Source organism: Desulfomicrobium salsuginis (assembly GCF_054657795.1).
In genome coordinates this window covers 1,428,213-1,454,228 of the sequence record NZ_BAAHYA010000001.1, presented here as the reverse complement: position 1 = coordinate 1,454,228, position 26,016 = coordinate 1,428,213, and the positions used below count along the sequence as shown (strand labels likewise).

Genomic DNA, 26,016 nt, shown 5'->3' with positions numbered 1-26,016 from the left:
GTCCTAGCACGGCTCGGAAAAGACCACGAGGGCTTCCGCGCCTCCGTTCTCGCCGTTGCGCAGGGTCAACTCCGCGCCGTGAATCTGGAATATGGAGTTGGTGATGGCCAGTCCCAGGCCTGTCCCCGTCTCCTTGGTCGTGAAGAAGGGTTCGATGTAGCGTTCGAGCTGCTTGGCGTCAAAGCCGGGCCCCGTGTCCCGGATCAGCACGCCGGTCTGGCCGTCGTGGCACACGGGCGCGATGCCGACCCGCCCGCCCCCGTCGCAGGCCTGAATGGCGTTGCTGATGAGATTGTAGAAGCCCCGGTACAAAAGGTCCCGGTCCCCCTGGACCATGTAGCCCGGAGGCAGCGTGTTCTCCACGCTGACGCCGTGCTCCTGCCCTTCCTGGGTCAGGAAGCCCACGGCATGGCGGATGACCTTCTCCAGATCCACGTCCTCCAGGGACGGCTGCCTGGGCCGCGCGTAGTCGAGGAAGTCGTTGACCGTCTGGCTCAGGCGCTTGGACTCGTGGAAGATGGCCTCCAGAATGCTCGCGTTGCCGCCGCCCTGGGCCTTTTCGCGCTTGAGGAGCAGCTCCGCGCTGCTGCGGATGATGCCTAGGGGGTTGCGAATCTCGTGGGCGATGCTGGCGACCATGCGTCCCATGGACGCGAGCTTCTCGTTCTGCTGCAGCTCCTTCTCCAGGCGTTCCTTGTCCCGCAGGCGCTCGTCGAGCACGCGGTCGGCCTTGCGGATGAGAAAGAAGATCAGGGCGTAGAGGGCCGCCGAACCGAGGAAGGTGGTCAGGATGATGAGGCGCTGCAGGTGCAGGACGGTTTCGTAGTCGCTGGTGATGTCCTGGGTGAACTCGAGCACGCCCAGAAGCGGCCCGGGCTGGTCGCGAAAGCGCAGGTCCCGCTCGGCGCGCAGGGGATGGACCGTACGCAGGACCACGTCCCCGGGCTGCAGGTCGAAGGCGAAAACGACATCCCACACGTTCAGGTTGTTCTGCAGCACGAAGCTGCGCTCGCCCTTCTCGATGGCCTCGCGCACCTCCTTGCCGCCCATGTCGGTGTTGCCGATCTGATTCGCGTCGGTGCTGTAGGCCACCTCGCTCTGCTCGTCGAAGATGCGCAGCTCGCGGACGTGGAAGGAATGGATGGTCGACTCGATGACCTGCTCCAGCCGCTCGTACTGGTCCTTGCGCTTGAGCTCCACCCGGCCGAAGCCGAGCACCACGGGCAGGGTGAAGCGGCGGTAGATCTGGTGGTTCAGATTTTCGGCCAGGAGCTGGGCAAAGGCCGTGTTCTTCTTCAGCAGCGCCCTCTTGGCGTAGTTGGTCATGAAGACCGACATGAGGCTGCTCGAACCCAGGATCAGCACCAGGGTGCTGATGGACAGGAACTTGACCAACTGAAAGGGATGGGCCGGATCGACGCGAAAGGGGTTGAGCTTCATGCTGTGGCCGGGTGCAAAATGTGGACGGGCGCGCTGCCCCGCACGGGGAGCGGGGCCGAAGCCCCGCGTGTTTCACCGACGATAGGGCCTAGGCCCTGCGCCGGTCAAGGCAGTAGCGGAGGAGGCCGCTGGTGGACGAGTCGTGCGTTGCCGCGCCCTTGCCCTGCAACTCCGGCAGGATGACCCCGGCGAGCTGCTTGCCGAGTTCCACGCCCATCTGGTCGTAGGAGTTGACGCCCCACACGCTGCCCTGCACAAAGATCTTATGCTCGTACATGGCGATGAGGCTGCCCAGGGCGCGCGGGGTCAGGCGGTCGTAGAGGATGGAGTTGGTCGGGCGGTTGCCGGGGAAGACCTTGTGTGGGGCCAGGGTCGCCCGCTTGTCCGGCGGCAGGGAGGACAGCTCCCTTTCGGCCTCCTCAAGGGTCCGCCCGCGCATGAGGGCCTCGGTCTGGGCCAGGAAGTTGGCCAGCAGGATGGTGTGGTGCTCGCCGATGTCGTGCAGCGGGTTGACCGCGGCCAGGAAGTCGCAGGGCACCACGGTCGTGCCCTGATGCAGGAGCTGGTAGAAGGCGTGCTGGCCGTTGGTGCCGGGCTCGCCCCAGAGGATGGGGCCGGTGGCGCAGGTCACGGGCTGGCCGCTCCGGGTCACGCCCTTGCCGTTACTTTCCATGTCGGCCTGCTGCATATAGGCGGGCAGCCTCGACAGGTACTGGTCGTAGGGCAGTACGGCGTGGGACTCGAAGCCCAGGAAGTTGCGGTACCACACGCCGAGCATGGCCAGCAGGACCGGGATGTTCCGCTCGAAGGGGGCCGTACGGAAGTGCTCGTCCATGTCCCGCGCCCCGGCCAGCAGCTCGCGGAAATTGTCCATGCCTACGGCCAGGGCGATGGACAGGCCGATGCAGGACCACAGGGAATAGCGCCCGCCGACCCAGTCCCAGAAGGCGAACATGTTGGCCGGGTCGATGCCGAAGGCCGTGACGGCCTCCTCGTTGGTCGACAGCGCCACGAAATGCCTGGCCACGTCGCCCTCCCCCGCCCCGGAGTCCAGAAACCAGTCGCGGGCCGTGTGGGCGTTGGTCAGGGTTTCCTGGGTGGTGAAGGTCTTGGAGGCGATGATGAAGAGGGTCGATTCCGGCCGCACGGCTTCGAGCACGCGGGCGATGTGCGTGCCGTCGATGTTGGACACGAAATGAAAACGCATGTCCTTGTGCCGGTAGAAGCCCAGGGCCTCGGTGACCATGCAGGGGCCGAGGTCCGACCCGCCGATGCCGATGTTGACCACGTCGGTGATGCGCCCGCCCGTGTATCCCGTCCACTCCCCGGACCGCACGCGCCGCGTGAAGGCGTCCATCTGCCCGAGCACCGCGTGCACCTCGCCGACCACGTCGACGCCGTCAAGGATGAGGGGTTCATCGGCACGTCTGCGCAGGGCGGTGTGCAGCACGGCCCGGTTCTCGGTCGAGTTGATGCGTTCCCCGGCGAACATGGCCCGCATCCGTCCGGCCACATCGGCCTCGCGGGCCAGCTCCAGCAGGAGGGAGACGGTCTTCTCGGTGATCAGGTTCTTGGAATAGTCCAGAAAGATTCCGGCGCCAGAAACGGAAAACCGCTCGAAGCGCCCCGGGTCCCGATCAAAGAGCTCCCGCAGGTTCGGTACTTCGGACACATGGTCGGCAAGCGCTTTCCAGGGGGCGGTCTGATCGATCACGGGGCACCTCCGGTTATTTCTTCAGGTCGTGGAGCACCTGGCCGACCTTGTCCAGGCAGTCGGACAGGGTCTCGTCGTCCAGGGCGTAGGAAATGCGGATGCAACGGTCGTCGCCGAAAGCCGCGCCGGGGACCAGGGCCACGCCGGCCCTGTCCAGCAGCAGGCCGCACAGCGCGGTCGAATCCGGCACTTCGGGCGTGTAGTAGGCGTCCACCTGCGGGAACAGGTAAAAGGCGCCGGCCGGCTTGGGGCAGATCACGTCGCCCCAGGCCAGGACCTTGGCCAGGCCGAGGTCGCGGCGGCGCACGAAGGCCGCAAGCATGGGCGTCAGGCATTCCCAGCCGCCCGTCAGCGCGGCCAGGGCGGCCTTCTGGGCGATGGAGCAGATGTTGGAGGTGGACTGGCCCTGAATCTTGGTCATGGCCTTGATCAGATCGGCGTGGGCCAGGGTGTAGCCCACGCGCCAGCCGGTCATGGCGAAGCTCTTGGCCAGGCCGTTGACCACGGCGAAACTCTCGGGATGCCGCTGCCACCACGGCGCCAGGGAGGCGGGCTTGGCCGGTGCGTAAACCAGCTGGTCATAGATTTCGTCGGCGATGACGAAGATGCCCCTGTCCACGGCCCAGGCCGCGATGGCGTCGAGCTGCTCCTGCGTGTAGTGGCAGCCCGTGGGGTTGGACGGGGTGTTCATGATCAGGCAGCGCGTGCGCGGCGTGCGGGCCGCCTCCAGCTGCTCCACGCTGACCAGGAAGTCGTTCTGCGGCTCCGTGGCGACGAAGACCGGCACGCCGCCTGCCAGCTGCACCAGGGCCGGATAGCTGACCCAGTAGGGGGCCGGGACGATGACCTCGTCGCCCGGGTCGAGGAGCACCTGGAACAGGTTGTAGAGGCTCTGCTTGCCGCCGTTGGTCACGACCACGTTGTCCATGGCCGCGTCCACGCCGTAGAATGTGCCGAAATACCCGGCCACGGCCGTGCGCAGTTCGGGGATGCCCGGTACCGGGGTATAGCGGGTGAAGCCCTGCTCCATGGCCTGACGCGCCGCTTCGCAGACGTGCTCGGGTGTGCGGAAGTCGGGCTCGCCGACGGCCAGGCTGACGATCTGCCGACCGGCGGCGCGCAACTCCTGGGCCTTGGTGTTGATGGTCAGGGTCGCGGAAGGCTTGATGCTGGTGATGCGTTGCGCCAGTTTCATGGTCGTCGGGTCTCCTCTTTGAGACGGATGATTGGGTTGGTGTTAGATTTCCGTTTTGGCGACGTGGTCTTCCACGGCGATCTCGAGTTCGGCCAGGGTAATGTCGCTCAGGCCCAGCAGTCCGGCTTCGCTGCACGTCACCAGGATCAGGCCGGGGTCCTGCCGCAGGCCGATGCCGAGCTTCATGCAGACGAGGTTGGACAGCCTGACAAGGACGAGCAGAAGGTTCGTCGTGTCGTAATCCTGGCGGTGATGGTCGCGGCAGACCACGCAGTAGGGCTCCGGCAGATTCCATTTTTCGAGCAGCAGGAAGCCGCATTCGGGGTGCATGGCGTCGACGAACTCGTCGGCCGCCGTCCTGGTGATGCGGGGGGCGCCCCGGTCCTTCTCGCTGACGGAGACCAGGGCCTTGAGCACCAGGAGTTTTCCCACGTCGTGGATGAGTCCGGCGATGAAGGCTTCGGGCGCGAGGTCCTCGTGCCCGCAGCGCGTGGCCAGCCACTGGGCGCCGAAGGCGCAGGCCACGGAGTGCCTCCAGAGGGTGCTGGTGTACTGCTGCACGAAGGGGTTGCGCGACGCGTAGTTCTTGCGCTGCGTAGCCATCATGACGCAGTTGACCACCTCCCGCAGGCCGATGCGGACCACGGCGTCCTGAATGCGGCTGATCTTCTTGATGCCGCGGAAAAACGACGAGTTGGCGACCTTGAGAACCTCGGCCACCAGCACCTGGTCCTGGATGATGAGGTTCACGACCTTGTCCGTGTCCGGGTCCTGTCTGGACGCCTCCTGATGGACGAGCAGCGCCGTGCGGTCGAAAACGGGCAGGTCGCTCCCCGGCTCGTCCAGAAATTCCCGGACGCGGTCGTGAATGGATGCTATTTCGAACATTTACGCTCCGAGTATGCGGCGCAACTCGACCAGGGGCCGAGGCTTGTGCACGCGCGGCAGGGTCCGCAGAATTTCGTCCACGGTGGTGATCCCGAGAGCGGCCTTGGTGATGCCGTCTTCGAGCAGGGAGACCAGGCCGGCCTTCTCCAGGCTGATCTCCCGGAGTTCGTGGGTTGTCCTGCGCTGCAGGACCGCGTCGCGGATGAAGACTTCGGGGATGAGCATTTCGTACACGGCGAGCCGGCCCTTGTAGCCGCTGTGCCGGCAGGCTGCGCACCCCCGGCCCTTGCGGAACTCCGCCCCGGCCAGGTCGCCGTAGGTGCACCCGATGCGCCTGAGCTGGCTCAGGTCGGGCTGATAGGGCACGGCGCAGTGCGGGCAGACCTTGCGCACGAGACGCTGCGCCAGAACGCAGGACAGGGTCGAGGACACCAGAAATGGCTCGATGTCCATATCGAGCAATCGCACCAAGGCTCCGATGCTGTCCTCGGTATGGAAGGTCGTCAGGACCTTGTGGCCGGTCAGGGCTGTCTGGATGCACATGACGGCCGAAAAATGGTCACGGACCTCGCCGATGACCACGATGTCCGGGTCCTGGCGGACGATGTGCTTGAGGGTCTCCTCGAAGGTCAGGCCGATGGAGGGCATTATGGAGCACTGGCCGATGCCGCGCACCTTGTACTCCACGGGATCTTCGGCCGTGATGATGCTCACGTCGGGGCGGTTCAGGTAGTTGATGCAGCTGTAGACCGTCGTCGACTTGCCCGAGCCCGTGGGGCCCGTGACCATGATCACGCCCGAAGGCGCGTCGAGGGCCTCCTCCATGAAACGGTTCAGCATGCCCGGCAGCATGCCCAGCTCGTGCATGGGCAGGAGTTCCTCCTGGCTCTTGAGCAGGCGCATGACTATCTGTTCGCCGTAGACCGTGACGTAGAAGGACATGCGCAGGTCGATCTGCACGCCCATATGGTTGAAGATGAGCCGGCCGTCCTGGTGGCGGCGCTTTTCGGCGATGTCGGCGCCGCACATGATCTTGAAGCGGCTGACCAGGGACGCGACCACGCCGATGGGGTAATCGCGGAAATTGACCATGACCCCGTCGACGCGGAAGCGCACGCGCAGACGGTCGGACATGGGCTCGACGTGGATGTCGCTGGCTCCGCGCTTGAAGGCGGCCAGCACGATGGTGTTGGCGATTTCGACGACGTTGAGGCGTCCCTGGTCCGAGGCCGCGCCCAGGCGCAGCTCTTCCTTGCGCTTGGCCAGAATCTCGTCGAGCTGGCTGACCCGGGTGATGCAGACGACGATGTTCTTGCCGAAATAGTCGCGCGCCGCGTCCAGGCTGCGCGGGTCCAGAGGATCGACAAAGGCGATGCGGATGGAGCCGTCCGTCTGCATGTCGTAGGGCACGAAGCGGTACTGCTCGTAATACTCCACCGGCCCGCGCCCGAGCAGGCCGGGGTCGGGCTCCTTGGCCGTCAACTCCAAAACCGGCAGCCCGAGCTGCAGGGCCAGGATTTCCGTCAGCTTGTCGTCGGCCAGAAATTTATGTTGGATGAGAATGTCGCCGAGCTTCTGCTGCCGCCCCTCCTGGGCCTGCAAGGCCAAGGCGCGGTCCAGTTCCTCGTCGGTCAGATAGCCGAGCCCGCCCAGCAGGTCGCCGATGCGCAGCTCGCCCTGGTTGCGGCGGATGGTCTGGCGCATCTGCTCGTCCGTGACATAGCCGAGCTCGAGCACCACTTCGGACAACGGCTTGGCCATATGCAGCCTGGAGGCCACGCGTCGCGCATAGTCCGCCTGTTGCTCGCTCAGGAACCCTTCGCGGACAAGAAGCGAGATGATGGGGTTGAAAGCCTGTCCGTTGCCGTTATCCAGATTCATGTCCGCCGCCCGTCACGCTCCCGGCGCTTCAGCGTAAAAGGTAGAAACCCAATTCCTTGTCGTATTCGCTTTTGGAGAATCGCACTCCGACGGCGGTCTCCCTGATATTGCGCACCTCACCACGCCTCTGTATCAGGTCGTGCGGAGGACGGTCCAACCGAAACTGCACCGTGAGGGCGTCGCCGACTTCAAGCGCGGCCGGGCTCTCGCCTGTACCGCCCTCGACGGTAAAGGACAGGCCGCTCATGGACAGGTCGTTGACGCGAATCTCCAGAAGCTCCTCGGTCCTGTGCACATGGCACCAGCCGGACAGGGCAACCGGTCGGCGATAATACGCACGGAATTCGATGAGAACGGGAACACTCACGCCGCAACGGCACTTGATCTTGATGCGGCTGTCTTTCTCGCGGTAGCTGGAAGCATCGAAGGCCGTTTTGAACCCGCACTCCGGACACTGGAAAACAGCCTTTCCCTGCTTGTCGGCATATACTTTGTCCATGGCCTCCCCTTGTTCCCGTCTTCGCAGTCAACCTGGCCGAAATGTGACTGATATATGAACATGCTACGGTCTGAATTCCAGCATGTAAAGGCCGGCCGCCTTGCGCCCGCATCGCAAAAAAAACCCCGACCTGGCGACAGATCAGGGTTTTCGGATGAGCAGGCGCCGGATGTCCTCCAGCTCGCGCCGGATGGCTTCCAGCGGGACATGAACCGCCTCGGCGCCCTCCAGCTTCTGCCGAGCGCCCTTGATGGTCAGCTTCTCAACGTAGAGCAGGTGGCGGATCTTCTCCAGCAGGCGGACATGCTCCTCGGTGTAATACCGCTGGCCCTTGGTCGTCCGGGCGGCCTGGAGCTGGGGGAACTCCTCCTCCCAGAAGCGCAGCACATAGGGCTCGACGCCAAGCTGTCTGGCGACCTGGCCGATGCGCAGGCGTTTTTCCGCGGCGGGCGTTACAGGTCTGAGCACGTTCCCTCCTGGCCGCAGGGCCTGTCAGGAAAAGCGGACAGGCAGCTTTGCGACCAGATGCTGGCCGATGCGTTGGTTGATTTTCTCCACTTCCTTGTCCTTCAGGGTCCGCTCCGGGTGGCGGAAAACGAACCGATAGGACAGGTTGCGCTCCTCGCTCCTCGCGGGAGTGAAGATGTCCACAAGGTAGACGTCCTCGAGCAGGGGCTCGTTCATTGCCTTGACCGTATCAACTACCGCGCCGATTGCAAGACCTGGCGCCGCGACGAGAGTCATGTCGCGGCGGACGACCGGGAATCTCGGGATGGCCCGGAACGCGGCGCTGCGGCGCAGGCTCATGAGCAAATCGAGATCAAGATCCGCGAACCAGACCTCGCCCCTGGCCTGATAGGCGTCGGCCAGGTCCTCGCGGATCCGTCCGAGCCGGCCGACGGTCGTTTCGCCCGTCCGGACCAGCACCTCCGGCGCCAGATATGGATGCTCGCCGCCGCGCTCGAAGGCGGCCGCGCCCACGCCAAGGCTCATGAGCAGGTGCTCCACCAGGCCCTTCACGTCCTCGTAGCCCAGGCCCCCTTCGGGATACGGGTAACGGGCCGGGAAACGGCCGCCGTGCAGCAGGATGGCCAGACGATTGTTCTCGCGGGTCAGGGTGTCGCTGTCCGGGTCCTGGACAAAGGTGTGGGCCACCTCGAAGATGCGGATGCGCGTATTGTCCTGGCTCATGTTCTGGCGTAGGGAGCCCAGCAGCCCCGGGGCCAATTCCGTGCGCAGGACGTTCATCTCCTCGCTCAAAGGGTTGAAGATGTGCACGCGTCCCTCGGCCGGCAGGCCGCAGCGGTCCAGGTCGGCCGTGCCGACGAAGCTGTAGTTGACGACCTCGGCCAGGCCGATGCCGCGTCCCCACTCCTTGACCTGGTTCAGGAAGGCGAACGTCGGGTCGGCCTTGTCCAGGTCCCGGAGGCTCTTCTTGACCGTGGGCAGCACGGCTTCGATGCGGTCCATACCGTAGACGCGGGCCACCTCCTCGATGAGGTCCACCTCACGCTCCAGGTCCAGGCGGAAGGACGGGGCCGTGACCTTCCACGGTTCGCCCTCGTCGATGACGCAGCCAAGGCTGGCCAGAGTCTCGCGACAGAAGCCCGGAGCCATGTCCACGCCCAGGAGCTTCGTGGCCTTGGCCGGGGAGAAATTGATGGCGCGCGCCGCATAGGGCCGGGGCTCGGCCTTGGCCACGCCCGGGGCCACGACGCCGCCCGAGACCGCGGCCATGAGCGCGGCGGCGCGGTTCATGGCGTGGGTGTTGCCAATCTGGTCCACGCCGCGCTCGAAACGGTAGGAGGCGTCGCTGGACAGGCCCAGCCTGCGGGCCGTCTTGCGGATGGAGGCCGGGTCGAAGACCGCGCTCTCCAGCAGGACCGTGGAGCTGCCATCGCCGATCTCGGAGTTGGCGCCGCCCATGACCCCGGCCAGCGCCACCGGGCGCTCGTCGTCCCAGATGAGCAGGTCGCGGCCCGTGAGCAGGCGCTCCTGGCCGTCGAGGGTTGTCAGGCGCATGCCGTCCTCGGCCAGGCCGACGCGGATGCGGGCGCCGCGCAGCAGGTCGCGGTCAAAGGCGTGCAGGGGCTGGCCGCACTCCATCATGACGTAGTTGGTCACATCGACGATGTTGTTGATGGGCCGCAGGCCCACGGCGATGAGCCGGTAGCGCAGCCAGGCCGGGCTCGGCCCGATCTTCACGCCGCGGATGAGCCGGGCCTGGTACAGGGGGCACAGGGCCGGGTCGGGCTCGATGCCGAAATTCTCGAAGGCCTCGCCGCCCTCGGTCAATTCGGTCTGCGGCACGGACAGGGGCAGGTCGAAGGCGGCCGCCACTTCGCGGGCCAGGCCGAGAACCGAGAGGCAGTCGGCGCGGTTGGGCGTGATGCTGACGTCGAGGACGGTCCCATCCAGGCCCAGGGCCTCGCAGATGGGCGTGCCCACGGCCAGGCCGGCGTCCAGGACCATGATGCCATCATGGTTCTCGCCCAGGCCCATCTCGCGCTCGGAGCAGATCATGCCGCACGACGTCTGGCCGCGCAGCTTGGCCTTCTTGATCTCCAGGCCGCCGGGCATGACCGTGCCCACGGGCGCAACGGGCACCTTCTGGCCGGCGGCCACGTTGGGCGCGCCGCAGACGATGTCGAGCAGTTCGCCCGTGCCGATGTCGACCCTGCAAACCGAGAGGTGGTCAGAGGACGGATGCGCCGCACACTCGGCGACAAAGCCGACCACGATCTTCTCCAGGGCGGCGAAGGGATGGCCGATCTCCTCGACCTCCAGGCCGAGCATGGTCAGCCTGTCGGCCAGGGTCTGGGCGTCGCCCGTGTAGGGCACGAATTCCCGCAACCAGTTGAGACTCAAAAGCATGGTGAAACCCTATGTCGCTCAGGCGAATTGCCGGAGGAAGCGCAGATCGTTCTCGAAAAACATGCGCAGGTCGCCGATGCCGTACTTGAGCATGGCGATGCGCTCCACCCCGAGGCCGAAGGCGAAGCCGGTGTAGACTTCCGGGTCGTACCCGACCTTCTCGAACACGGCCGGATCGACCATGCCGCAGCCCAGGATCTCCACCCAGCCCGTCTCCTTGCACACGCGGCAGGGCTCGCCGTTCACGCGGCCCTTGCCGCCGCAGATGACGCAGCTGATGTCCACCTCGGCGCTGGGCTCCGTGAAGGGGAAGAAGCTCGGCCGGAAGCGGACCTTGGTGTCATGGCTGAACACGGTCTGGACAAAGGCCGTGAGGATGCCGCGCAGATCGGCCATGGTCACGTTCGTGTCGACGAGAAGACCCTCGACCTGATGGAACATGGGCGTGTGCGTGATGTCCGAGTCGCGGCGGTAGACCTTGCCCGGCGCGACGACGCCCAGAGGCGGCTTGCGGGCCAGCATGGTCCGCACCTGCAGGGGCGAGGTGTGGGTGCGCAGCAGGATGGAGTCGGAAATGTAGAGGGTGTCCTGCATGTCCCGGGCGGGGTGCTCGGGCGGGAGGTTCAGGGCCTCGAAGTTGTTGAAGTCGTTCTCGACCTCGGGGCCGGACACGACCTCGAAACCCAGGCCGGTGAAGACCGCGCAGATCTCGCGGGTCACGCGGGTCACGGGGTGCAGGGAACCCAGGTCCGGCTGCCAGGACGGGAACGAGGAGTCGAAGGCGCCCAGGGCCTTCTCCTGTTCGCGCGCCTTGAGGGTGGCCTGCCGGTCCTCCCACAGGGAGGTCATGGCGGTCTTGACCTGGTTGGCGGCCTTGCCTGCGGCCGGGCGTTCCTCGGGCGAAAGCGCCGTCAGCCCGGACATGAGGTCGGCCAGGAGGCCCTTGCGGCCGAGAAAGCGGACGCGCAGTTCCTCCAACTCTTCCAATGAAGAAGCCTGGCCCAGGGCTTCAGTCAGCTCCGGGACCAGGCTTTCCAGCTTGCAAGTGATATCGTGAGCCACTAGTTCGCCTTGGATTTTACCATTTCACACAGCTTGGCGAAGGCGTCCTTTTCATAGACAGCCATGTCGGCCAGGGCCTTACGGTTGAGATTGATCTCGGCGAGCTTCAGGCCGTGCATGAAGCGGTTGTAGGTCAGGCCGTACTGGCGCACGCCGGCGTTGATGCGCACGATCCACAGCTTGCGGAAGGCTCTCTTCTTCTGCTTCCGGTCGCGGTAGGCGAAACATAAGGCGCGCTCGACGGTTTCGCGGGCGGTGCGGTACAGGACTCTGCGGCCTGCGCGGTAGCCCTTGGCAAGGGTCAGAAACTTCTTGTGCCTTCTGTGGGCTGTTTTTCCTCTTTTGACTCTCATGGTGTTCTCCTTTCAATGTCAGGCATAGTGGGAAAAGACTATGCGCTGAGCTGAGGCTCCGGCCCGATGCCGGAAACTAGAAAATGTACGGGACCAGGCGGCGAATGGCGGCAACACAGGACTGGGCAGCCGTGGTGGACTGACGCAGCTGTCTTTTGCGCTTCGCGGATTTCTTGGTCAGGATGTGGCGCATGTTGGCATGGCTTCTCTTCACCTTGCCGCTGCCCGTGACCTGAAAACGCTTGGCTGCACTTCTGTTGGTCTTGACCTTTGACATAGTTCCTCCTCGGACGACTCGTATGGCCGCGTGAGCGGCCGGCAATACTGCTCCCTCCCGCCAAAACGGCGGGAAATTTTTCTTTGGGGGCGGGAAGGGAGCCTATTTCTTGGGAAGCCCTGCCAGCAGCAGGAACATGGTCCGGCCTTCGACGCGGGAAGTCTGCTCGACCTTGGCCACATCGGCGAGCATTTCCACCACCCGGTCCAGGATGACCTGTCCGCGATCCTTGTGCGCCATCTCGCGCCCACGGAAAAAGACCGTGACCTTGCAGCGGTCCCCGTCTTCGATGAAGCGGCGGATGTGCTTGACCTTGGTCATCAGGTCGTGGTCGTCGGTGTGCGGCCGGAACTTGATTTCCTTGACCTGGATCTGGGTCTGGCGCTTCTTGGCTTCCTGGGACTTCTTCTTTTCCTCGTAGAGATACTTGCCGTAGTCCATGATCTTGCAGACCGGCGGCTTGGCGTTGGGCGCCACCTCGACCAGGTCAAGACCCAATTGTTCGGCACGTTCCAGGGCCTCGGGCACACTCATGATGCCCAACTGGTTCCCGTCATCTCCTACAACCCGGATTTCCTTGGCCCTGATTTGCTTGTTCCGGCGGGCCTTAGCAGCTGAAAGAATATCTCATTCCTCCATTTTTAAAGGGTTTCTCGCACTCTTCCCGCAACAGGGCGGCGAAGGCATCGATGGGCATGGCACCCAGATTGGTGCCGCCGAGCGCGCGCACATTGACGCGGGCCTGCTCGACTTCCTGATCACCGATGACAAGTGCGTACGGAATCTTCTCCAGCTGGGCCTCGCGCACCTTGTACCCGAGCTTCTCGTTGCGCAGATCCAGTTCCACGCGCACCCCTTCGCGCCGCAACGCTTCCTGGCACGAACGGGCAAATTCGTTGTGGCTGTCGGTCACGGTCAGGATGCGGGCCTGCACGGGCGCGAGCCAAGCCGGGAAGGCCCCGGCGAAATGTTCCGTGAGGATGCCGATGAACCGCTCCACCGATCCCATGATGGCGCGGTGCACCATGACAGGCCGGTGCCGTTCGCCATCTTCGCCCACGTATACCAAGTCGAAACGATCCGGCAAGGTGAAATCGACCTGGATGGTCGAGCACTGCCACAGGCGGCCCAGGCAGTCGCGCAGCTTGACGTCGATCTTGGGTCCGTAGAAGGCGCCGTCGCCCTCGTTGATGGCGTAGGGCAGGCCCATTTCGTTCATGGCGTCCATGAGGGCGGCCGTCGCCCGCTCCCAGTCCTCGTCGGAGCCGATGGACTTCTCGGGGCGGGTGCTGATCTCCATGGTGTATTCGAACCCGAACACGCCCATGAGGTCCTGGATCCAGGCCATGACGCCCTTGATCTCGCCCTGGAGCTGGTCCGGACGGCAGATGATGTGGGCGTCGTCCTGGGTGAACTGGCGCACGCGCATGAGGCCGTGCAGCACGCCCGAAAGCTCGTGGCGGTGCACCACGCCGAACTCGAAGAGTCGCACGGGCAGGTCGCGGTAGCTGCGCTGGCTCGTGTTGTAGATGAGCATGTGCGCCACGCAGTTCATGGGCTTCACGCCGTAGGGGACCTCGTCGATCTCCGTGAAGTACATGTTCTCACGGTAGTTGGCGTAGTGCCCGGAGGTCTCCCACAGGTCGCGCTTCAAAATCTGGGGGGTGCGCACGATGCCGTAGCCGCGGCGGATCATTTCCTTGTTCACGAAATCTTCGAGGATGGTCCGCAGCAGGCCGCCCTTGGGGTGCCAGTAGGCCATGCCCGCGCCGCCGCGTTCGTGGAAGCTGAAAAGGTCGAGCTGGGGGCCGAGCTTGCGGTGGTCGCGCTTCTTGGCCTCCTCGATCATGGCCAGGTGGGCCTTCAAGTCCTTAGGGGTGGCGAAGGCCGTGCCGTAGATGCGCTGCAGCATGGGGCGGGCGGAATCGCCGCGCCAGTAGGCGCCGGCCACGGAGGTCAGCTTCACGGCCTGCAGGAAGCCCGTGGAGGGCAGGTGCGGGCCGCGGCAGAGGTCGGCGAAGTCGCCGTGGCGGTACACGGAAACGCGGTCCGCGCCGAGGTCGTCGATGATTTCAAGCTTGTAGGTCTCACCCATGGATGCGAACAGGGCCTTGGCCTCGTCCGCGCTCATCTCCTCGCGGGAGAAGGGACGGTTGGCGGCCACGGACGCGCGCATGCGCTCCTCGATCCGCTCCAGGTCCTCGGGGGTGAAGGGGCGCTCGTAATCGAAATCGTAGTAGAAGCCGTTTTCGATGTCCGGGCCGATGGTGACCTTGGCGGAAGGGAAAAGCTCCTTCACGGCCTCGGCCATGACGTGGGCGGCGCTGTGGCGCAGGACGGCCAGGCCCTTAGGGGTTTCGAGGAACACGGGCTCCAGGGTCGCGGTCCCGGCCGGCACGGTCTGCGCCAGATCGACGAGGATCCCGTCGCACTCGCACGCAACCACGGATTTCATCTTCTTGCCGGAAAGCACGCCGCGCAGCGCGTCGGCGCAGGTCTGCCCTGCCTGGATCTCGATGTCCTGTCCCTGAATCTGAGCCATATGCCTTGCCTCACAAACACGATAGGGAGGCTTGAGCCTCCCTATGAGTTCTTTTTTGGTAGGCGCGAGGAGGGTCGAACTCCTGACCCCTTGCACGTCAAGCAAGTGCTCTCCCACTGAGCTACGCGCCTAAATGGAGAGCCGCATATATCCCCGCATTTGCGAGCATGTCAACACCCTTTTTTCACGTCTTGCGATTTTTTTTCGGAACTGCCATCGCAGGCCCACCGGTCAACACCCACGGAGCCGCAATGAACCCATATCTCATCATCGTCCTGTCCTCCGTCATCCTGGGCGCAGGCTGGAGCCTCCTCCTCGAATGGCTCAACCTCAAGTCCCTTGCCCCGTCCGCCCCGCCTCTGCTCGCCAACGTCCACGACCCGCAGGCCTACCGCCGCTCCCAGGACTACGCCCGCGCCCGCGGCGCCTGGGACATGATCGAGCAGACCGTAGGCACGGCGGCCATCCTGGTCTTCATCCTGGCGGGGGGCTTTCCCCTGGCCGACCGCCTGGCCCGCATCGGCGACAGCGACATCCTGACAGGCCTGGCCTTCTTCTGCCTGCTCTTCGCCGGTTCGGAACTGCTGGGGTTGCCCTTTTCCATATATAGGACCTTCGTGCTCGAGGCTCGCTTCGGCTTCAACACCACCACGCCCGGCACCTTCATTCTGGACAGGCTCAAGGGGTACCTCCTGGCCGCCGCCCTGGGCCTGCCCCTGCTGGCCGCGGCGCTCTGGCTCTTCTCGTCCTTCGGTCCATGGGCCTGGACACTGTGCTGGGCGGTCACGACGCTCTTCTCCGTGGCCCTGACCTTCCTCGCCCCGTCCCTGATCATGCCCCTCTTCAACACCTTCACGCCCCTCGAGGACCGCAATCTGCTGGACCGGCTGCGGGACTTGGCCCGGCGCACCGGTTTCGACCTCGGCGGCGTCTTCGTCATGGACGGATCAAAGCGGTCCACCAAGGCCAACGCCTTCTTCACGGGCCTGGGACGCACCAAACGCATCGCCCTCTACGACACGCTGCTGGCGGCCCACGAGGCCGACGAGATCGAGGCCATCCTGGCCCACGAAATCGGACACTACCGTCTGGGGCACATCACCAGGGGGCTCGTCCTGTCCATCCTGCAGACGGGGCTGCTCCTCGCCCTGATGGGCCAGGCGATCACCCTGCCGGAACTGTACGAGGCCTTCGGCATGACCGCCAAGCCCGTGCACGCGGGCCTGGTCTTCTTCCTCCTGCTGTATTCCCCGGTGTCGCTGGTGCTGACACCGTTCTTCGCCGGGCTCTCGCGCCGCCGCGAATTCGAGGCCGACAGCTTCGCCGCGGCGCACCTCCCCTCGCCCGAGCCCCTGGTCCGCGCCCTGAAGAAGATATCCGGCCAGAGCCTGGCCAACCTCACCCCGCACCCCTGGTACGTCTTCTTCCATTACAGCCACCCCCCGCTGGGCGAAAGGATTGCGGCCCTGGCCGGCATCGGCAACTCCGCGCGCAAGTGACGGCCGTCTTTGCAATTCCGGAGATTTCGGCTATCCACGCTGCCATGCACTCCACCCCAAGCCAGGCGCGCACCGTGAACGACACGACACCCTGCATCCTGATCGTCGACGACGAACCGCTGAACATCAAGCTGCTCGACATCGTGCTGACGAAAGGCGGCTACCGGACCATTTCGGCCACCAGCGGACCGGCCGCGCGCGCCGCGACCCTGGAGCAGTCGCCGGACCTCATCCTCCTCGACGTGCTCATGCCCGGCGAGGACGGTTACGTCACCTGCGAACTGCTCAAGCACGACCCCCGGACCTCGGACATCCCGGTCATCTTCATCTCGGCCCTGACGGACACTTCCAGCAAGGTCCGCGGCCTGGAAGTCGGCGGCGTGGACTTCGTGTCCAAACCCTTCGAGAAGGCCGAGGTCCTGGCGCGGGTCAAGGTGCACCTCAAACTGCGGCTGACCTACAAGGCCCTGATCGAAGCCCAGGCCCAGCGCCTGGCCCAGGTCCAGGACGCCCAGCAAGCCCTCCTGGTCCAGCCCGGCGACCTGCCCGAGGCGGGCTTCGCCGTGCACTTTGAGCCTGTCCTGGAGGCGGGTGGCGACTTCTACGACGTTCTGCGCGTGGGCGGCTCGTCCTTCGACTACATCGTGGCCGACGTCAGCGGGCACGACCTGGGCACGTCCTACGTGACCTCGGCCCTGAAGGCCCTCTTCAGCCAGAACTGCAACGTGGTCACCTCCCCGTCCGAGAGCCTGACCATGATCAACAGCGTCCTGTGCCGCATCCTGACCGGCGGCACCCACATCACGGCGGGGTTCGCCCGCCTGAACCGCGAACAACGCACCCTGCACTACGTCAACGCCGCCCACCCCGCCCCGGTCCTGCTGCGCGCCGACGGCAGCGTGGAGATCCTCCAGGCCACGGGGGACCTGCTCGGCGTGTTCGACTCGGTCCTGTTCGAAGCCCTGTCCATTCCCGTGAACCCGGGCGACCGGCTCTTCATGTACACCGACGGACTCATCGAGGGCTTCGGCGACGAAAAGATGACCCGGGAGGAAGGCCTGGAACGCCTGACCGCGACCTGCGCCGCCCATCGCGGCCTGCCAATGGCCCGGGCCGTGGAGGCAATCCACGCCGCCCTCGTTCCCCCCGGCGCGCCGCGCGGGGACGACACCATCCTGCTGGCCCTGGAGGTCTGAACATGCTCGACTTCACGCCCCTGCACCACGGCTTCGACCTGGAGATGGACACGGACCTGAGCAACGTCGACCTCTGCGTGGAGCGCATCCGGCTCTTCCTGGAGGAGCGCGGGGAGCAGGGACACCTCTTCGCCGTCACCCTCTTGGCGAGGGAGGCCCTGAACAACGCCATGATCCACGGCAACGGACTGGACCCGGCCAAGCGGGTGTCCTTCAGGTTCACCGCCACGGACGGAGGGTACGATCTGGAAGTGGAGGACCAGGGACCGGGCTTCGACTGGCAGGGACACATGCAGGTCAGCAGCGGCGTCGACGACATCCGCGGGCGGGGGCACGAAATCTACCGCAACTACGCCCGCGCCGTCAGTTACAACGACCGGGGCAACGCCCTGAGACTGGAATACCGGGGGGAATGATGCACAGCTTTCAGGTGGAGACCGACGCCAGGGAGGTGATGATCGACATCACCGGCCGCCTGGAGGAACTGCTGCGGGAGTCCGGCGCGCAGTCCGGGCTCATGACTGTCTACACGCCGCACACGACAACGGGCCTGACCATCAACGAAGGGGCCGACCCCGACGTTTGCCGGGACATCCTGGCCCATCTGCGGGTCATGGTGCCGAGGCACGCGGGCTTCCGCCACGCCGAAGGGAACTCCGACGCACACATCAAGGCCACGCTCCTGGGCTCGTCGGTGCAGGTCATCGCCGAGCGGGGGCGGCTCGTGCTCGGGACCTGGCAGCGCGTCTTCCTCGGGGAGTTCGACGGGCCCCGCAGGCGCACCCTCCACGTCACGATCCTGTCCTGACCCTCACTCCTCGCGCAAAGGGCGCGTCATCAGTTCGCGCACGGCCTCGGCCGGGTTCTTGCCTTCGAAGAGCACCGCATGCACCTGGCCGGTGATGGGCAGCTCGATGCCGAGCTTGCGGCCCAGGGCAAACACGGCTTCCGTCGTCTTGACCCCTTCGGCCACGTTATGCATGCCCCCCAGGATCTCGTCGAGGGTCTGCCCTCGGCCGATGGCCAGGCCAACGCGGCGGTTGCGGCTCAGGTCGCCCGTGCAGGTCAGGACCAGGTCGCCCATGCCCGAGAGGCCCATGAAGGTGGCGGGATTGGCGCCCAGGGCCGCGCCCAGGCGCGACATCTCGGACAGGCCGCGGGTGATGAGGGCCGCGCGCGCGTTCTGGCCGAAACCCAGGCCGTCGGAGATGCCAGAGGCGATGGCCATGATATTCTTGACCGCCCCGCCCAGTTCCACGCCCGTGACGTCGGCGTTGACGTAGACGCGGAAGGTCTCGGTGGAAAAGAGGGTCTGCACCCGGTCGGCCAGCTCCGCATCCGCGCAGCCCAGGGTCACGGCCGTGGGCAGGCCCGCCACAACCTCCGTGGCGAAGGACGGTCCCGAAAGCACCGCGTACCGGGGATCAAGGCCGGCAAGCTCGGCCGCGACCACCTGGCCCATGGTGCGGAACGTCCCCAGCTCCACGCCCTTGCTGGCGCAGACGAAACCGGCGCCCGCGGGGAACAGCGCCCTGTTTTCGCGCAGGAAGGCGCCCAGGTTCTGGCACGGCACGGCCAGCACGACGCACCGCGCGCCCTTCAGCACGGCCGCCAGGTCCGCGCTGGCCCGCAGATCCCGGCACAGGGCCTGCCCCGGGAGATAGCGGGAGTTGGTGCCGAACTCGACGATTTCCCGCGCCGCGTCTTCCCTGCGCGTCCACAGGCACGCGTCCTCCCCTTTCCGGGCCAGCACGTTGGCCAGAGCCGTGCCCCAGCTCCCCCCTCCAAGCACCGCGACGTTCACGCAACCCTCCAGGTTTCCTCGATGTCGGCAAGACGACACTATCGAGGATGCGCCCGTTTCTGTAAAGGGTCCTCTTGTCAGCATATGGCGAAACGGGTAAGGAGCGACCTCGAAACATGACCGGAAGCCTCCGGCGCAACACGAGGAATAGCCGTGCATTTCACCCAGACCGAACACGAAATCCTGCGCATCGTCCAGGACACCCTGCCCGACAGCGCCACCCCCTACGCGGACATCGCCCGCCAGGCCGGCGGCACCGAGGAGGAAGTCCTCGAACTGCTCAAGAAACTGAAGAAAGGCGGCCAGATCCGCCGCTTCGGCGCCACCCTGCGCCATCAGCAGGCCGGGTACGGCTTCAACGCCATGGTCGCCTGGTACATCGAGGAGGGCTTCGACCCCGACGAGGTGGGCCGCATCATGGCCCGGCGCCCGGAGATTTCCCACTGCTACCTGCGCCCCAACTGCATGGACTGGCCCTACGACATGTACACCATGATCCACGGCAAGAGCCGCGACGACTGCATGCAGGTCGTGCGCGAGCTCGTGGAGCAGACCGGCGTGACGCAGTACGAAATGCTCTTCAGCATCAAGGAGCTGAAGAAGACGTCCATGGAATATTTTTAGCCCCGCATTTGGAGAAAGCCCCATGACCAGATCCCAGGAACTCTTCGAGAAAGCCCAGACCCTCATCCCCGGCGGCGTGAACAGCCCCGTGCGCGCCTGCCGCAGCGTCAGCTGCGACCCGCTCTTCATCGCCAGGGCCATGGGCAGCAAACTCGTGACCGAGGACGGACAGGAGCTGATCGACTACGTCATGTCCTGGGGCCCCATGCTTCTGGGACACAACCATCCCGACGTGGCCGCGGCCATCGCCGCCACGGCCCAGGGCGGCACGAGCTTCGGCGCGCCGTGCCGCCTGGAGGTCGAACTGGCCCAGGCCGTGGTGGACGCGGTGCCGGGCATCGACATGGTCCGCATGGTCAGCTCGGGCACCGAGGCGACCATGAGCGCCCTGCGCCTGGCCCGGGGATACACGGGCCGAAACGGCGTGATAAAATTTCACGGCGGCTATCACGGCCATGCCGACGCCTTCCTGGCCAGCGCCGGCTCGGGCGTGGCCACGCAGTCCATCCCCGGTACGCCCGGCGTGCCCCAGGACGTGGTCAAGCACACCCTCCTGGCCCACTACAACGATCTGGACGCCGTCAAAACCCTGTTCGCGAACCACGGCCACGACATCGCGGCGGTCATCGTCGAGCCCGTAGCCGGCAACATGGGGATGGTCCTGCCCAAGCCCGGATTCCTGGAAGGTCTGCGCGAACTGACCCGGGCCTACGGCGCGCTGCTGATCTTCGACGAGGTCATCACGGGCTTCCGCGTGGCTTTCGGCGGCGCCCAGCAAGCCTTCGGCATCGACCCCGACCTGACATGCCTGGGCAAGATCATCGGCGGCGGCCTGCCCGTGGGTGCCTACGGCGGCAAGCGCGAGATCATGAGCCACATCGCGCCCAGCGGCACCGTCTACCAGGCCGGCACCCTCTCGGGGAACCCGTTGGCCATGGCCGCGGGCCTGGCCACCCTGAAGGCCCTCGCGTCCCGCGATTACGCGGCCCTGGCCGCAAGGACCGAAGCCTTTTCGCGGGAACTCGAGAACATTTTGCACAGCAAGGGCGTTCCGGTCACGCGCAACCACATCGCCTCCATCTTCACCCTTTTCTTCACCGAAACGCCGGTGACGGACTTCCCATCGGCCCAGACGGCCGACAGCGAACTTTTCGTCTCCTACTACCAGCAGATGCGCGCGCAGGGCATCTATCTTGCACCGTCCGGTTACGAATGCGCCTTCACGTCCTTCGCCCACAGCGACGAGGATCTGGAACGCACTCTGGATGCCGCGAAAAGGGTCAGGTTCTGAAGTGGAACCCAATTTTTCGGCATCCTTGACTGAAGACCAAGACCGTCGATATAAACGTCCCAGCTTGTGCTTTTTGTAACGTTTCTTTCTGGAGGTAGAAAGAGGATGAAAAAATCACTGTTGTTGAGCCTGATCTGCGCGGCGCTCCTGTCCCTGATCGCCGCCCCGGTCCTGTTCGCCGCCGACGCCCCCAAGGATGACTACGTCATCAAGGCCCCCGAAGGCATGAAGACCAAGGAAAAGGACGGCAAGCCCGGCGCTCTGCAGAAGTCCGTTGCCTTCCCGCACTCCAAGCACGCCGCCGTGGAGTGCAAGGAATGTCACCACACCCTTGACGCCGACGGCGGCAAGGTCAAGCAGTGCACGTCCGCCGGCTGTCACGACTCTCTGGAGGCTCGTGGCAAGGATAACGCCAAGGACGTCAAGCTGGTTGAGAACGCCTTCCACACTCAGTGCATCGAGTGCCACAAGGCTCTGAAGAAGGAAAACAAGCCCACCGGCCCCACCGCCTGTGGCAAGTGTCACACCAAGTAGGGTAGCACCCGAAATTTCGATCAGCACAAGCAAAGGCCGGCCTTTGGTTCGCCCCTGCCGCAGACCCTGCGGCAGGGGCTTTTTTTTCGGCGGGAAATCGGATAGCCCGCACCGTACATTGCCCTTGCCGACGCTTCCTGCTAGGAAATGCCGATGCCCCAACGTCAAGAAAGGATCTCGCCATGAACACACCGCACAACCCGACGGACGACATCTTGGAACTCACGGACATCGTGGAGGAAGGAGCGCCCGAGGCGCCGGGCCTCGACTTCGCCATGGACAGGGCGGTGGACGCCAGAAGCCTGGACGAGGAACTCGACAACCTCCTGCGCGACACGGACTCCACGCTGAAGGCAGTCCATGCGGGCGAAACGGACATTCCTTTCGACACGCTCCCTGCCGAAAGCCGGCAGGCCGGCGTGACCAGGGCCGCGCAGTCGGCATCGCCGCAGGCGGACCTCTCCGACCTGGATGATCTTTTCGGCTCGCTGCAGCTCGACGACGCCAACTCGACTCAGGACTCCCTGGACATGCTCCTGGACGAAAAGTCGCAGGGGCAGACTGTCACGACGGATATTCCCGCAACTGAAGAGATCATCGATCTCGACCTCGAGGTCCCCGGACTCGACGCCGACGACTCGGCCCCGGACCTTCTGGAACTGACCGACGAACTGCTGGCCGACATCCCCGAAACCGTGCTGGTCCCGCCTGCGGACAGCCAGGCGATCAAGGCCGCGGAAGCGCCCATATTTCCCTCTCCGGAAGGCCTTGATCTCGACATCGAAACCGTGACCCCACGATTCGAGACGGCCGTCGAACTTCAGCCCGAGCCGGCGCAACCGACAGCCGCTGCTCCCGAACAGCCGGAGCCGTCCGTTTCCCAGGCCGAACTCGAAATCCTGAGCGCGCGGCTGGACGCCCTGGAGGCCAGGCCCGTGCCCGAGCCGGAAATCAGGCCGGAGCAGGTGCTCGACGCCCTGCCCGACTCCCCCGACGACCTGCCCATGACACGGGCCCTGCGCGAAGGCATCATGCAGGCCGTGGACGACAGGCTCGCCGCAGCGGCTTCGAACCCGGAACTGGCGGATCTCCGCCAAGCCGCCACGGAGCTCTCGGCACGCATCGCGGACCTGGAGACCCGGCCTGAACCGAGTGTGGAAATCAGCCCGGAACAGGTGCTGGCCGCGCTGCCCGACTCCCCCGATGACCTGCCCCTGGCCCGGACCCTGCGCGACGGCATCATGCAGGCCGTGGACGACAGGCTCGCCGCAGCGGCTTCGAACCCGGAGCTGGCGGATCTCCGCCAAGCCGCCACGGAGCTCTCGGCACGCATCGCGGCCCTGGAGACCCGGCCGGAACCGACCGTGGAAATCAGCCCGGAGCAGGTGCTGACCGCGCTGCCCGACTCTCCCGATGCCCTGCCCCTGGCCCGGGCCCTGCGCGACGAGATTCTCGCCACCATGGAGGCGAAGTCCGCCCTCATGGTGCAGCCCGAAGAAACGGCCAAGCTGCAGCAGGACCTCCTCGCCATGCAGAATCAGATCGACGCCATGCCGGAAATCCTGGCCAAGCTGGCATCGACGACCGCACCGGCGCTGCAGGAACTGGAAAGCGGGCTCGGCGCCCTGCGCACCATGGCCCAGGGGCTGGAGCAGAGCCTAGCCGACGTACAGGCGGCCATGGCCCGCAAGGACGCCGACCTGGCCGACCTGCGCGAAGGCGAGGAGCGGCTGCGTGAGGAGATCGAGGCCCTGGCCGCCAGGCTGGAGGCGATGCCCGCCCCGGACGCACTCAAGACCGAGCTTGAAGCGCATGTCCGGCAACAGGTGCCCGCCGTTGTGGGGCGCGTCATCCGTGAGGAGATCCAGGCCCTGCTCAAGGAACTGGGGGCCTGACCCCGTCCGGCCGGGACGCCCCTTCGGCTCTCGACTCCCGAAAAGGGGCGTGCTAGGCATTTTGAAAACAATGAAGGGAGGGCTCCAGGGTTTTTCCTTCTTTTTTGAACCGCCCGGTTTCCCCAAAGCAGGTCGACACCATTCCCCCCGGGCGGTTTTTTTTGTTCCCATGTTCAACCAGCGAGAAAGCCATGGACCAGATCCAGAAGCAGGCCCTGCAGGTCGCCAAGGAAATCGTCGTCAAGTTCATCGAGGTGGGACGCATCTCCCCCTCCAATTTTTCCGAATACTTCGAACCCATTTACGACGACGTGTACCGCACCGTGACCAAGACGGGCCCTGCGCCGACCACAGACAAGGACGCCTCCGTTGAATCCGAATGACCACGGGAAGCGGGTTTCCGGCCTCTTCGACAACATCGCCGCCTGGTACGATTTCCTCAATCACTTCCTGAGCGTGGGCCAGGACATCTACTGGCGCCGCCGCCTGGTACGCTGCGTCCGCCCCGGGGACACGCGCACGGCGCTGGACCTGGCCGCCGGCACCCTCGACGTGAGCCGGGAGATCCGCCGGCAGCACCCGGAACTGCGGGTGCTGAGCCTGGACTTCTCGCGGGCCATGCTCTGCAAGGGCAAAAGCAAGATCGTCGGGGAACCGGCCATCCTGCCCGTCCAGGCCGACGGGCGCGCGCTGCCCCTGCCCGACGGGTGCGTGGACACCGTGACCATCGCCTTCGGCATCCGCAACATCCTGCCCAGGACCGACGCCTACCGCGAAATCCTGCGCGTGCTGGCCCCCGGCGGCCGCCTGTGCATCCTGGAGTTCGGCACGGGCAAGGCCAGGATCTGGCAGGGCCTGTACAACTTCTACCTGGGCACGGTGCTCCCGCGCATCGGCCGCTTCTTCTCCAAGAACCCAGAGGCCTACCAATACCTGGCCGACACCATCCTGGCCTTCCCCGATGCCCGGGCCCTGGCCGGCGAACTCGCCGGAGCCGGCTTCGACCAGGTCGGCTATGAGGCCCTCAGCTCCGGGATCGTGTACATCCATGTGGCCAGGAAGCCGGAGTGAACGCACCCCGGAAGGCCTGCCCGCAAACCCCAACAATCCGCTTGAAGCACAAAGAATCATGATCACCTTCGACGACATCGCATCCGGCGCAACCCCCGTTGCCGTGGTGGGGCTCGGCTATGTGGGCCTGCCCCTGGCCGTGGCCCTTGGAGACCACTTTCGCGTCATCGGCTTCGACATCTCCGGTCGACGCATCGAGGAACTGCGCAGCGGCCAGGACTCCACCCGCGAGGTGGAACCCGCCCGCCTGGCCACGGCCCGGGTCGACTACACCGACGACCCCGCACGCCTGCGCGAGGCGGGCGTCGTCGTCGTGGCCGTGCCCACGCCCATCGACGGCAACCGCAAGCCGGACCTGCGGCCCGTTGTCGGCGCCAGTTCCACGGTGGGCGAGAACCTGCGCCCCGGCAGCATCGTGGTCTACGAGTCCACGGTCTACCCCGGCCTGACCGAGGAGATCTGCGTGCCCCTGCTGGAGCGGAAATCCGGCCTGACGTGCGGCCGCGACTTCACCGTGGGGTATTCCCCGGAGCGCATCAACCCCGGCGACCGCGTGCATACTCTTGAGAGCATCGTCAAGGTCGTGGCCGGCCAGGACCAGCCCACGGCGGACCTCCTGGCTCGCTTCTACGGCACGGTGGTCAAGGCAGGCGTGCACCGCGCGTCGAGCATCAAGGTGGCCGAGGCCGCCAAGGTCATCGAGAACACCCAGCGCGACCTGAACATCGCCCTCATGAACGAGCTGGCGCTCATTTTCGACCGCATGGACATCGACACGAACGAGGTCCTGGGGGCCGCGGGCACCAAATGGAACTTCCTGCCCTTCCGGCCGGGCCTGGTTGGCGGGCACTGCATCGGCGTGGACCCGTACTACCTGACCTTCAAGGCCGAATCCATCGGCTTTCACCCCCAGGTCATCCTGGCCGGGCGCCGCATCAACGACGGCATGGGCAAGTTCGTGGCCGAGAAAACCATCAAGGCCATGATCAGCGCCGGCTGCCAGATCAAGGGCGCGCGCGTGGGCCTGCTGGGCCTGACCTTCAAGGAGGACGTGCCGGACCTGCGCAACAGCCGCGTGGAGGACATCGTCCACGAACTGTCCGACTACCACGTGGAGGTCCTGGTCCACGACCCGTTGGCAGACGCCGCCGAGGCCAAGGACGAGTACGGCGTGGACCTGCTTCCCCTTGACGCCATGAAGGACCTTGACGCCGTCATCCTCGCGGTCTCCCATTCCCAGTTCGCGGCACTCGACGCCGAACGCCTGGCGGGCATGTTCAGAAACCCTGGCGCCGGGATAATCATCGATGTCAAGGGGTTCCTCAACAGGGACGCCCTGTCGCGCCGCTTCACGTACTGGCGGCTGTAGGCGGGCGC

General features: G+C 65.4%; 25 protein-coding genes and 1 tRNA gene. 11 read left to right on the top strand and 15 right to left on the bottom strand.

Annotated elements, in window-relative coordinates; genetic code table 11:
* Nucleotides 1-3: 3 nt before the first annotated feature.
* The 14 genes from ACYQ3G_RS06560 to ACYQ3G_RS06495 all read right to left on the bottom strand — a co-directional run bounded on the left by ACYQ3G_RS06560 (nt 4) and on the right by ACYQ3G_RS06495 (nt 14,856).
* A complete protein-coding gene (locus ACYQ3G_RS06560) occupies nt 4-1,440 on the bottom strand; it encodes an ATP-binding protein (RefSeq protein ID WP_459823918.1) in 1,437 nt (478 codons plus the stop codon).
* Nucleotides 1,441-1,528: 88 nt separating this feature from the next.
* Entirely contained in the window at nt 1,529-3,154 is a 1,626-nt protein-coding gene (gene pgi, locus ACYQ3G_RS06555; RefSeq protein ID WP_459823916.1) for a glucose-6-phosphate isomerase, read from the bottom strand.
* Between the two features lie 13 nt (nt 3,155-3,167).
* Entirely contained in the window at nt 3,168-4,349 is a 1,182-nt protein-coding gene (locus ACYQ3G_RS06550; protein ID WP_459823913.1) for a pyridoxal phosphate-dependent aminotransferase, read from the bottom strand.
* A gap of 42 nt (nt 4,350-4,391) precedes the next feature.
* Nucleotides 4,392-5,237: an HDOD domain-containing protein gene (locus ACYQ3G_RS06545; RefSeq protein ID WP_459823911.1), complete on the bottom strand. Its 846-nt coding sequence runs from the start codon at nt 5,235-5,237 to the stop codon at nt 4,392-4,394.
* Nucleotides 5,238-7,118 (bottom strand): GspE/PulE family protein, encoded by a 1,881-nt coding sequence (locus ACYQ3G_RS06540; protein WP_028576209.1) that lies wholly within the window; start codon nt 7,116-7,118, stop codon nt 5,238-5,240.
* Nucleotides 7,119-7,146: 28 nt separating this feature from the next.
* Complete coding sequence (locus ACYQ3G_RS06535; RefSeq protein ID WP_459823907.1) at nt 7,147-7,617, bottom strand: PilZ domain-containing protein; 471 nt, start codon at nt 7,615-7,617, stop codon at nt 7,147-7,149.
* Between the two features lie 141 nt (nt 7,618-7,758).
* On the bottom strand, nt 7,759-8,085 hold the full coding sequence (locus tag ACYQ3G_RS06530; RefSeq protein WP_459823904.1) for a MerR family transcriptional regulator: 327 nt from the start codon (nt 8,083-8,085) through the stop codon (nt 7,759-7,761).
* 24 nt (nt 8,086-8,109) lie between these two features.
* Nucleotides 8,110-10,491 (bottom strand): phenylalanine--tRNA ligase subunit beta, encoded by a 2,382-nt coding sequence (gene pheT / locus ACYQ3G_RS06525; protein WP_459823901.1) that lies wholly within the window; start codon nt 10,489-10,491, stop codon nt 8,110-8,112.
* Nucleotides 10,492-10,509: 18 nt separating this feature from the next.
* A complete protein-coding gene (gene pheS, locus ACYQ3G_RS06520; protein WP_459823899.1) occupies nt 10,510-11,553 on the bottom strand; it encodes a phenylalanine--tRNA ligase subunit alpha in 1,044 nt (347 codons plus the stop codon).
* A complete protein-coding gene (gene rplT / locus ACYQ3G_RS06515) occupies nt 11,553-11,906 on the bottom strand; it encodes a 50S ribosomal protein L20 (protein WP_028576214.1) in 354 nt (117 codons plus the stop codon). Before rplT ends, pheS begins: the two co-directional genes overlap by 1 nt.
* Nucleotides 11,907-11,982: 76 nt before the next feature.
* Complete coding sequence (rpmI, locus tag ACYQ3G_RS06510) at nt 11,983-12,183, bottom strand: 50S ribosomal protein L35 (RefSeq protein WP_028576215.1); 201 nt, start codon at nt 12,181-12,183, stop codon at nt 11,983-11,985.
* A gap of 102 nt (nt 12,184-12,285) precedes the next feature.
* Nucleotides 12,286-12,807 carry a translation initiation factor IF-3 gene (infC, locus tag ACYQ3G_RS06505; protein ID WP_028576216.1) on the bottom strand — a complete coding sequence of 174 codons (522 nt, stop codon included), beginning with the start codon at nt 12,805-12,807 and terminating at the stop codon, nt 12,286-12,288.
* Nucleotides 12,791-14,725 carry a threonine--tRNA ligase gene (gene thrS / locus ACYQ3G_RS06500; protein WP_459823895.1) on the bottom strand — a complete coding sequence of 645 codons (1,935 nt, stop codon included), beginning with the start codon at nt 14,723-14,725 and terminating at the stop codon, nt 12,791-12,793. The genes infC and thrS overlap by 17 nt, the downstream gene beginning before the upstream one ends.
* 56 nt (nt 14,726-14,781) lie before the next feature.
* Nucleotides 14,782-14,856: transfer RNA gene (locus ACYQ3G_RS06495), tRNA-Val, on the bottom strand.
* A gap of 120 nt (nt 14,857-14,976) precedes the next feature.
* Here ACYQ3G_RS06495 and ACYQ3G_RS06490 point away from each other — a divergent pair.
* From ACYQ3G_RS06490 to ACYQ3G_RS06475, 4 genes are all read left to right on the top strand, one after another.
* Complete coding sequence (locus ACYQ3G_RS06490; RefSeq protein WP_459823892.1) at nt 14,977-16,224, top strand: M48 family metallopeptidase; 1,248 nt, start codon at nt 14,977-14,979, stop codon at nt 16,222-16,224.
* A gap of 74 nt (nt 16,225-16,298) precedes the next feature.
* The gene (locus ACYQ3G_RS06485; RefSeq protein ID WP_459823889.1) at nt 16,299-17,420 is read left to right on the top strand and encodes a PP2C family protein-serine/threonine phosphatase; all 1,122 of its coding nucleotides are present in this window, start codon (nt 16,299-16,301) and stop codon (nt 17,418-17,420) included.
* Between the two features lie 2 nt (nt 17,421-17,422).
* A complete protein-coding gene (locus ACYQ3G_RS06480; protein ID WP_459823887.1) occupies nt 17,423-17,836 on the top strand; it encodes an ATP-binding protein in 414 nt (137 codons plus the stop codon).
* A complete protein-coding gene (locus ACYQ3G_RS06475; protein ID WP_459823885.1) occupies nt 17,836-18,228 on the top strand; it encodes a secondary thiamine-phosphate synthase enzyme YjbQ in 393 nt (130 codons plus the stop codon). Before ACYQ3G_RS06480 ends, ACYQ3G_RS06475 begins: the two co-directional genes overlap by 1 nt.
* A 3-nt stretch (nt 18,229-18,231) precedes the next feature.
* On the opposite strand, the gene ACYQ3G_RS06470 is transcribed toward ACYQ3G_RS06475, so the two are convergent.
* On the bottom strand, nt 18,232-19,224 hold the full coding sequence (locus tag ACYQ3G_RS06470) for an NAD(P)H-dependent glycerol-3-phosphate dehydrogenase (protein ID WP_459823883.1): 993 nt from the start codon (nt 19,222-19,224) through the stop codon (nt 18,232-18,234).
* Between the two features lie 153 nt (nt 19,225-19,377).
* On the opposite strand from ACYQ3G_RS06470, the gene ahbB reads away from it, so the two are divergent.
* The 7 genes from ahbB to ACYQ3G_RS06435 all read left to right on the top strand — a co-directional run bounded on the left by ahbB (nt 19,378) and on the right by ACYQ3G_RS06435 (nt 26,008).
* A complete protein-coding gene (gene ahbB, locus ACYQ3G_RS06465) occupies nt 19,378-19,848 on the top strand; it encodes a siroheme decarboxylase subunit beta (RefSeq protein WP_084435218.1) in 471 nt (156 codons plus the stop codon).
* Between the two features lie 22 nt (nt 19,849-19,870).
* Nucleotides 19,871-21,139, top strand: a complete 1,269-nt coding sequence (hemL, locus tag ACYQ3G_RS06460; protein WP_459823879.1) for a glutamate-1-semialdehyde 2,1-aminomutase — start codon at nt 19,871-19,873, stop codon at nt 21,137-21,139.
* A 105-nt stretch (nt 21,140-21,244) separates the two neighbouring features.
* Nucleotides 21,245-21,673: a cytochrome c3 family protein gene (locus tag ACYQ3G_RS06455; RefSeq protein WP_028576225.1), complete on the top strand. Its 429-nt coding sequence runs from the start codon at nt 21,245-21,247 to the stop codon at nt 21,671-21,673.
* Between the two features lie 182 nt (nt 21,674-21,855).
* Nucleotides 21,856-23,568, top strand: a complete 1,713-nt coding sequence (locus ACYQ3G_RS06450; RefSeq protein ID WP_459823877.1) for a hypothetical protein — start codon at nt 21,856-21,858, stop codon at nt 23,566-23,568.
* Between the two features lie 191 nt (nt 23,569-23,759).
* A complete protein-coding gene (locus tag ACYQ3G_RS06445; RefSeq protein ID WP_028576227.1) occupies nt 23,760-23,951 on the top strand; it encodes a hypothetical protein in 192 nt (63 codons plus the stop codon).
* Nucleotides 23,938-24,639, top strand: coding sequence for a ubiquinone/menaquinone biosynthesis methyltransferase (locus ACYQ3G_RS06440; protein WP_459823874.1), 702 nt, complete (start codon nt 23,938-23,940; stop codon nt 24,637-24,639). The genes ACYQ3G_RS06445 and ACYQ3G_RS06440 overlap by 14 nt, the downstream gene beginning before the upstream one ends.
* Before the next feature lie 58 nt (nt 24,640-24,697).
* Nucleotides 24,698-26,008 carry a nucleotide sugar dehydrogenase gene (locus ACYQ3G_RS06435; protein WP_459823872.1) on the top strand — a complete coding sequence of 437 codons (1,311 nt, stop codon included), beginning with the start codon at nt 24,698-24,700 and terminating at the stop codon, nt 26,006-26,008.
* The last annotated feature ends 8 nt before the right edge of the window (nt 26,009-26,016 follow it).

Bases quoted from the DNA above. Each gene is read 5' to 3' on its own strand.
- ACYQ3G_RS06475 (WP_459823885.1), top strand. From the start codon at position 17,836: ATGCACAGCTTTCAGGTGGAGACCGACGCCAGGGAGGTGATGATCGAC.
- ACYQ3G_RS06540 (WP_028576209.1), bottom strand. From the start codon at position 7,118: ATGAATCTGGATAACGGCAACGGACAGGCTTTCAACCCCATCATCTCG.
- ACYQ3G_RS06490 (WP_459823892.1), top strand. From the start codon at position 14,977: ATGAACCCATATCTCATCATCGTCCTGTCCTCCGTCATCCTGGGCGCA.
- ACYQ3G_RS06550 (WP_459823913.1), bottom strand. From the start codon at position 4,349: ATGAAACTGGCGCAACGCATCACCAGCATCAAGCCTTCCGCGACCCTG.
- ACYQ3G_RS06445 (WP_028576227.1), top strand. From the start codon at position 23,760: ATGGACCAGATCCAGAAGCAGGCCCTGCAGGTCGCCAAGGAAATCGTC.
- pheT (WP_459823901.1), bottom strand. From the start codon at position 10,491: ATGCTTTTGAGTCTCAACTGGTTGCGGGAATTCGTGCCCTACACGGGC.
- hemL (WP_459823879.1), top strand. From the start codon at position 19,871: ATGACCAGATCCCAGGAACTCTTCGAGAAAGCCCAGACCCTCATCCCC.
- rpmI (WP_028576215.1), bottom strand. From the start codon at position 12,183: ATGTCAAAGGTCAAGACCAACAGAAGTGCAGCCAAGCGTTTTCAGGTC.
- ACYQ3G_RS06480 (WP_459823887.1), top strand. From the start codon at position 17,423: ATGCTCGACTTCACGCCCCTGCACCACGGCTTCGACCTGGAGATGGAC.
- ACYQ3G_RS06545 (WP_459823911.1), bottom strand. From the start codon at position 5,237: ATGTTCGAAATAGCATCCATTCACGACCGCGTCCGGGAATTTCTGGAC.
- ACYQ3G_RS06455 (WP_028576225.1), top strand. From the start codon at position 21,245: ATGAAAAAATCACTGTTGTTGAGCCTGATCTGCGCGGCGCTCCTGTCC.
- thrS (WP_459823895.1), bottom strand. From the start codon at position 14,725: ATGGCTCAGATTCAGGGACAGGACATCGAGATCCAGGCAGGGCAGACC.
- ACYQ3G_RS06435 (WP_459823872.1), top strand. From the start codon at position 24,698: ATGATCACCTTCGACGACATCGCATCCGGCGCAACCCCCGTTGCCGTG.
- ACYQ3G_RS06450 (WP_459823877.1), top strand. From the start codon at position 21,856: ATGAACACACCGCACAACCCGACGGACGACATCTTGGAACTCACGGAC.
- rplT (WP_028576214.1), bottom strand. From the start codon at position 11,906: ATGAGAGTCAAAAGAGGAAAAACAGCCCACAGAAGGCACAAGAAGTTT.
- ACYQ3G_RS06560 (WP_459823918.1), bottom strand. From the start codon at position 1,440: ATGAAGCTCAACCCCTTTCGCGTCGATCCGGCCCATCCCTTTCAGTTG.
- ACYQ3G_RS06535 (WP_459823907.1), bottom strand. From the start codon at position 7,617: ATGGACAAAGTATATGCCGACAAGCAGGGAAAGGCTGTTTTCCAGTGT.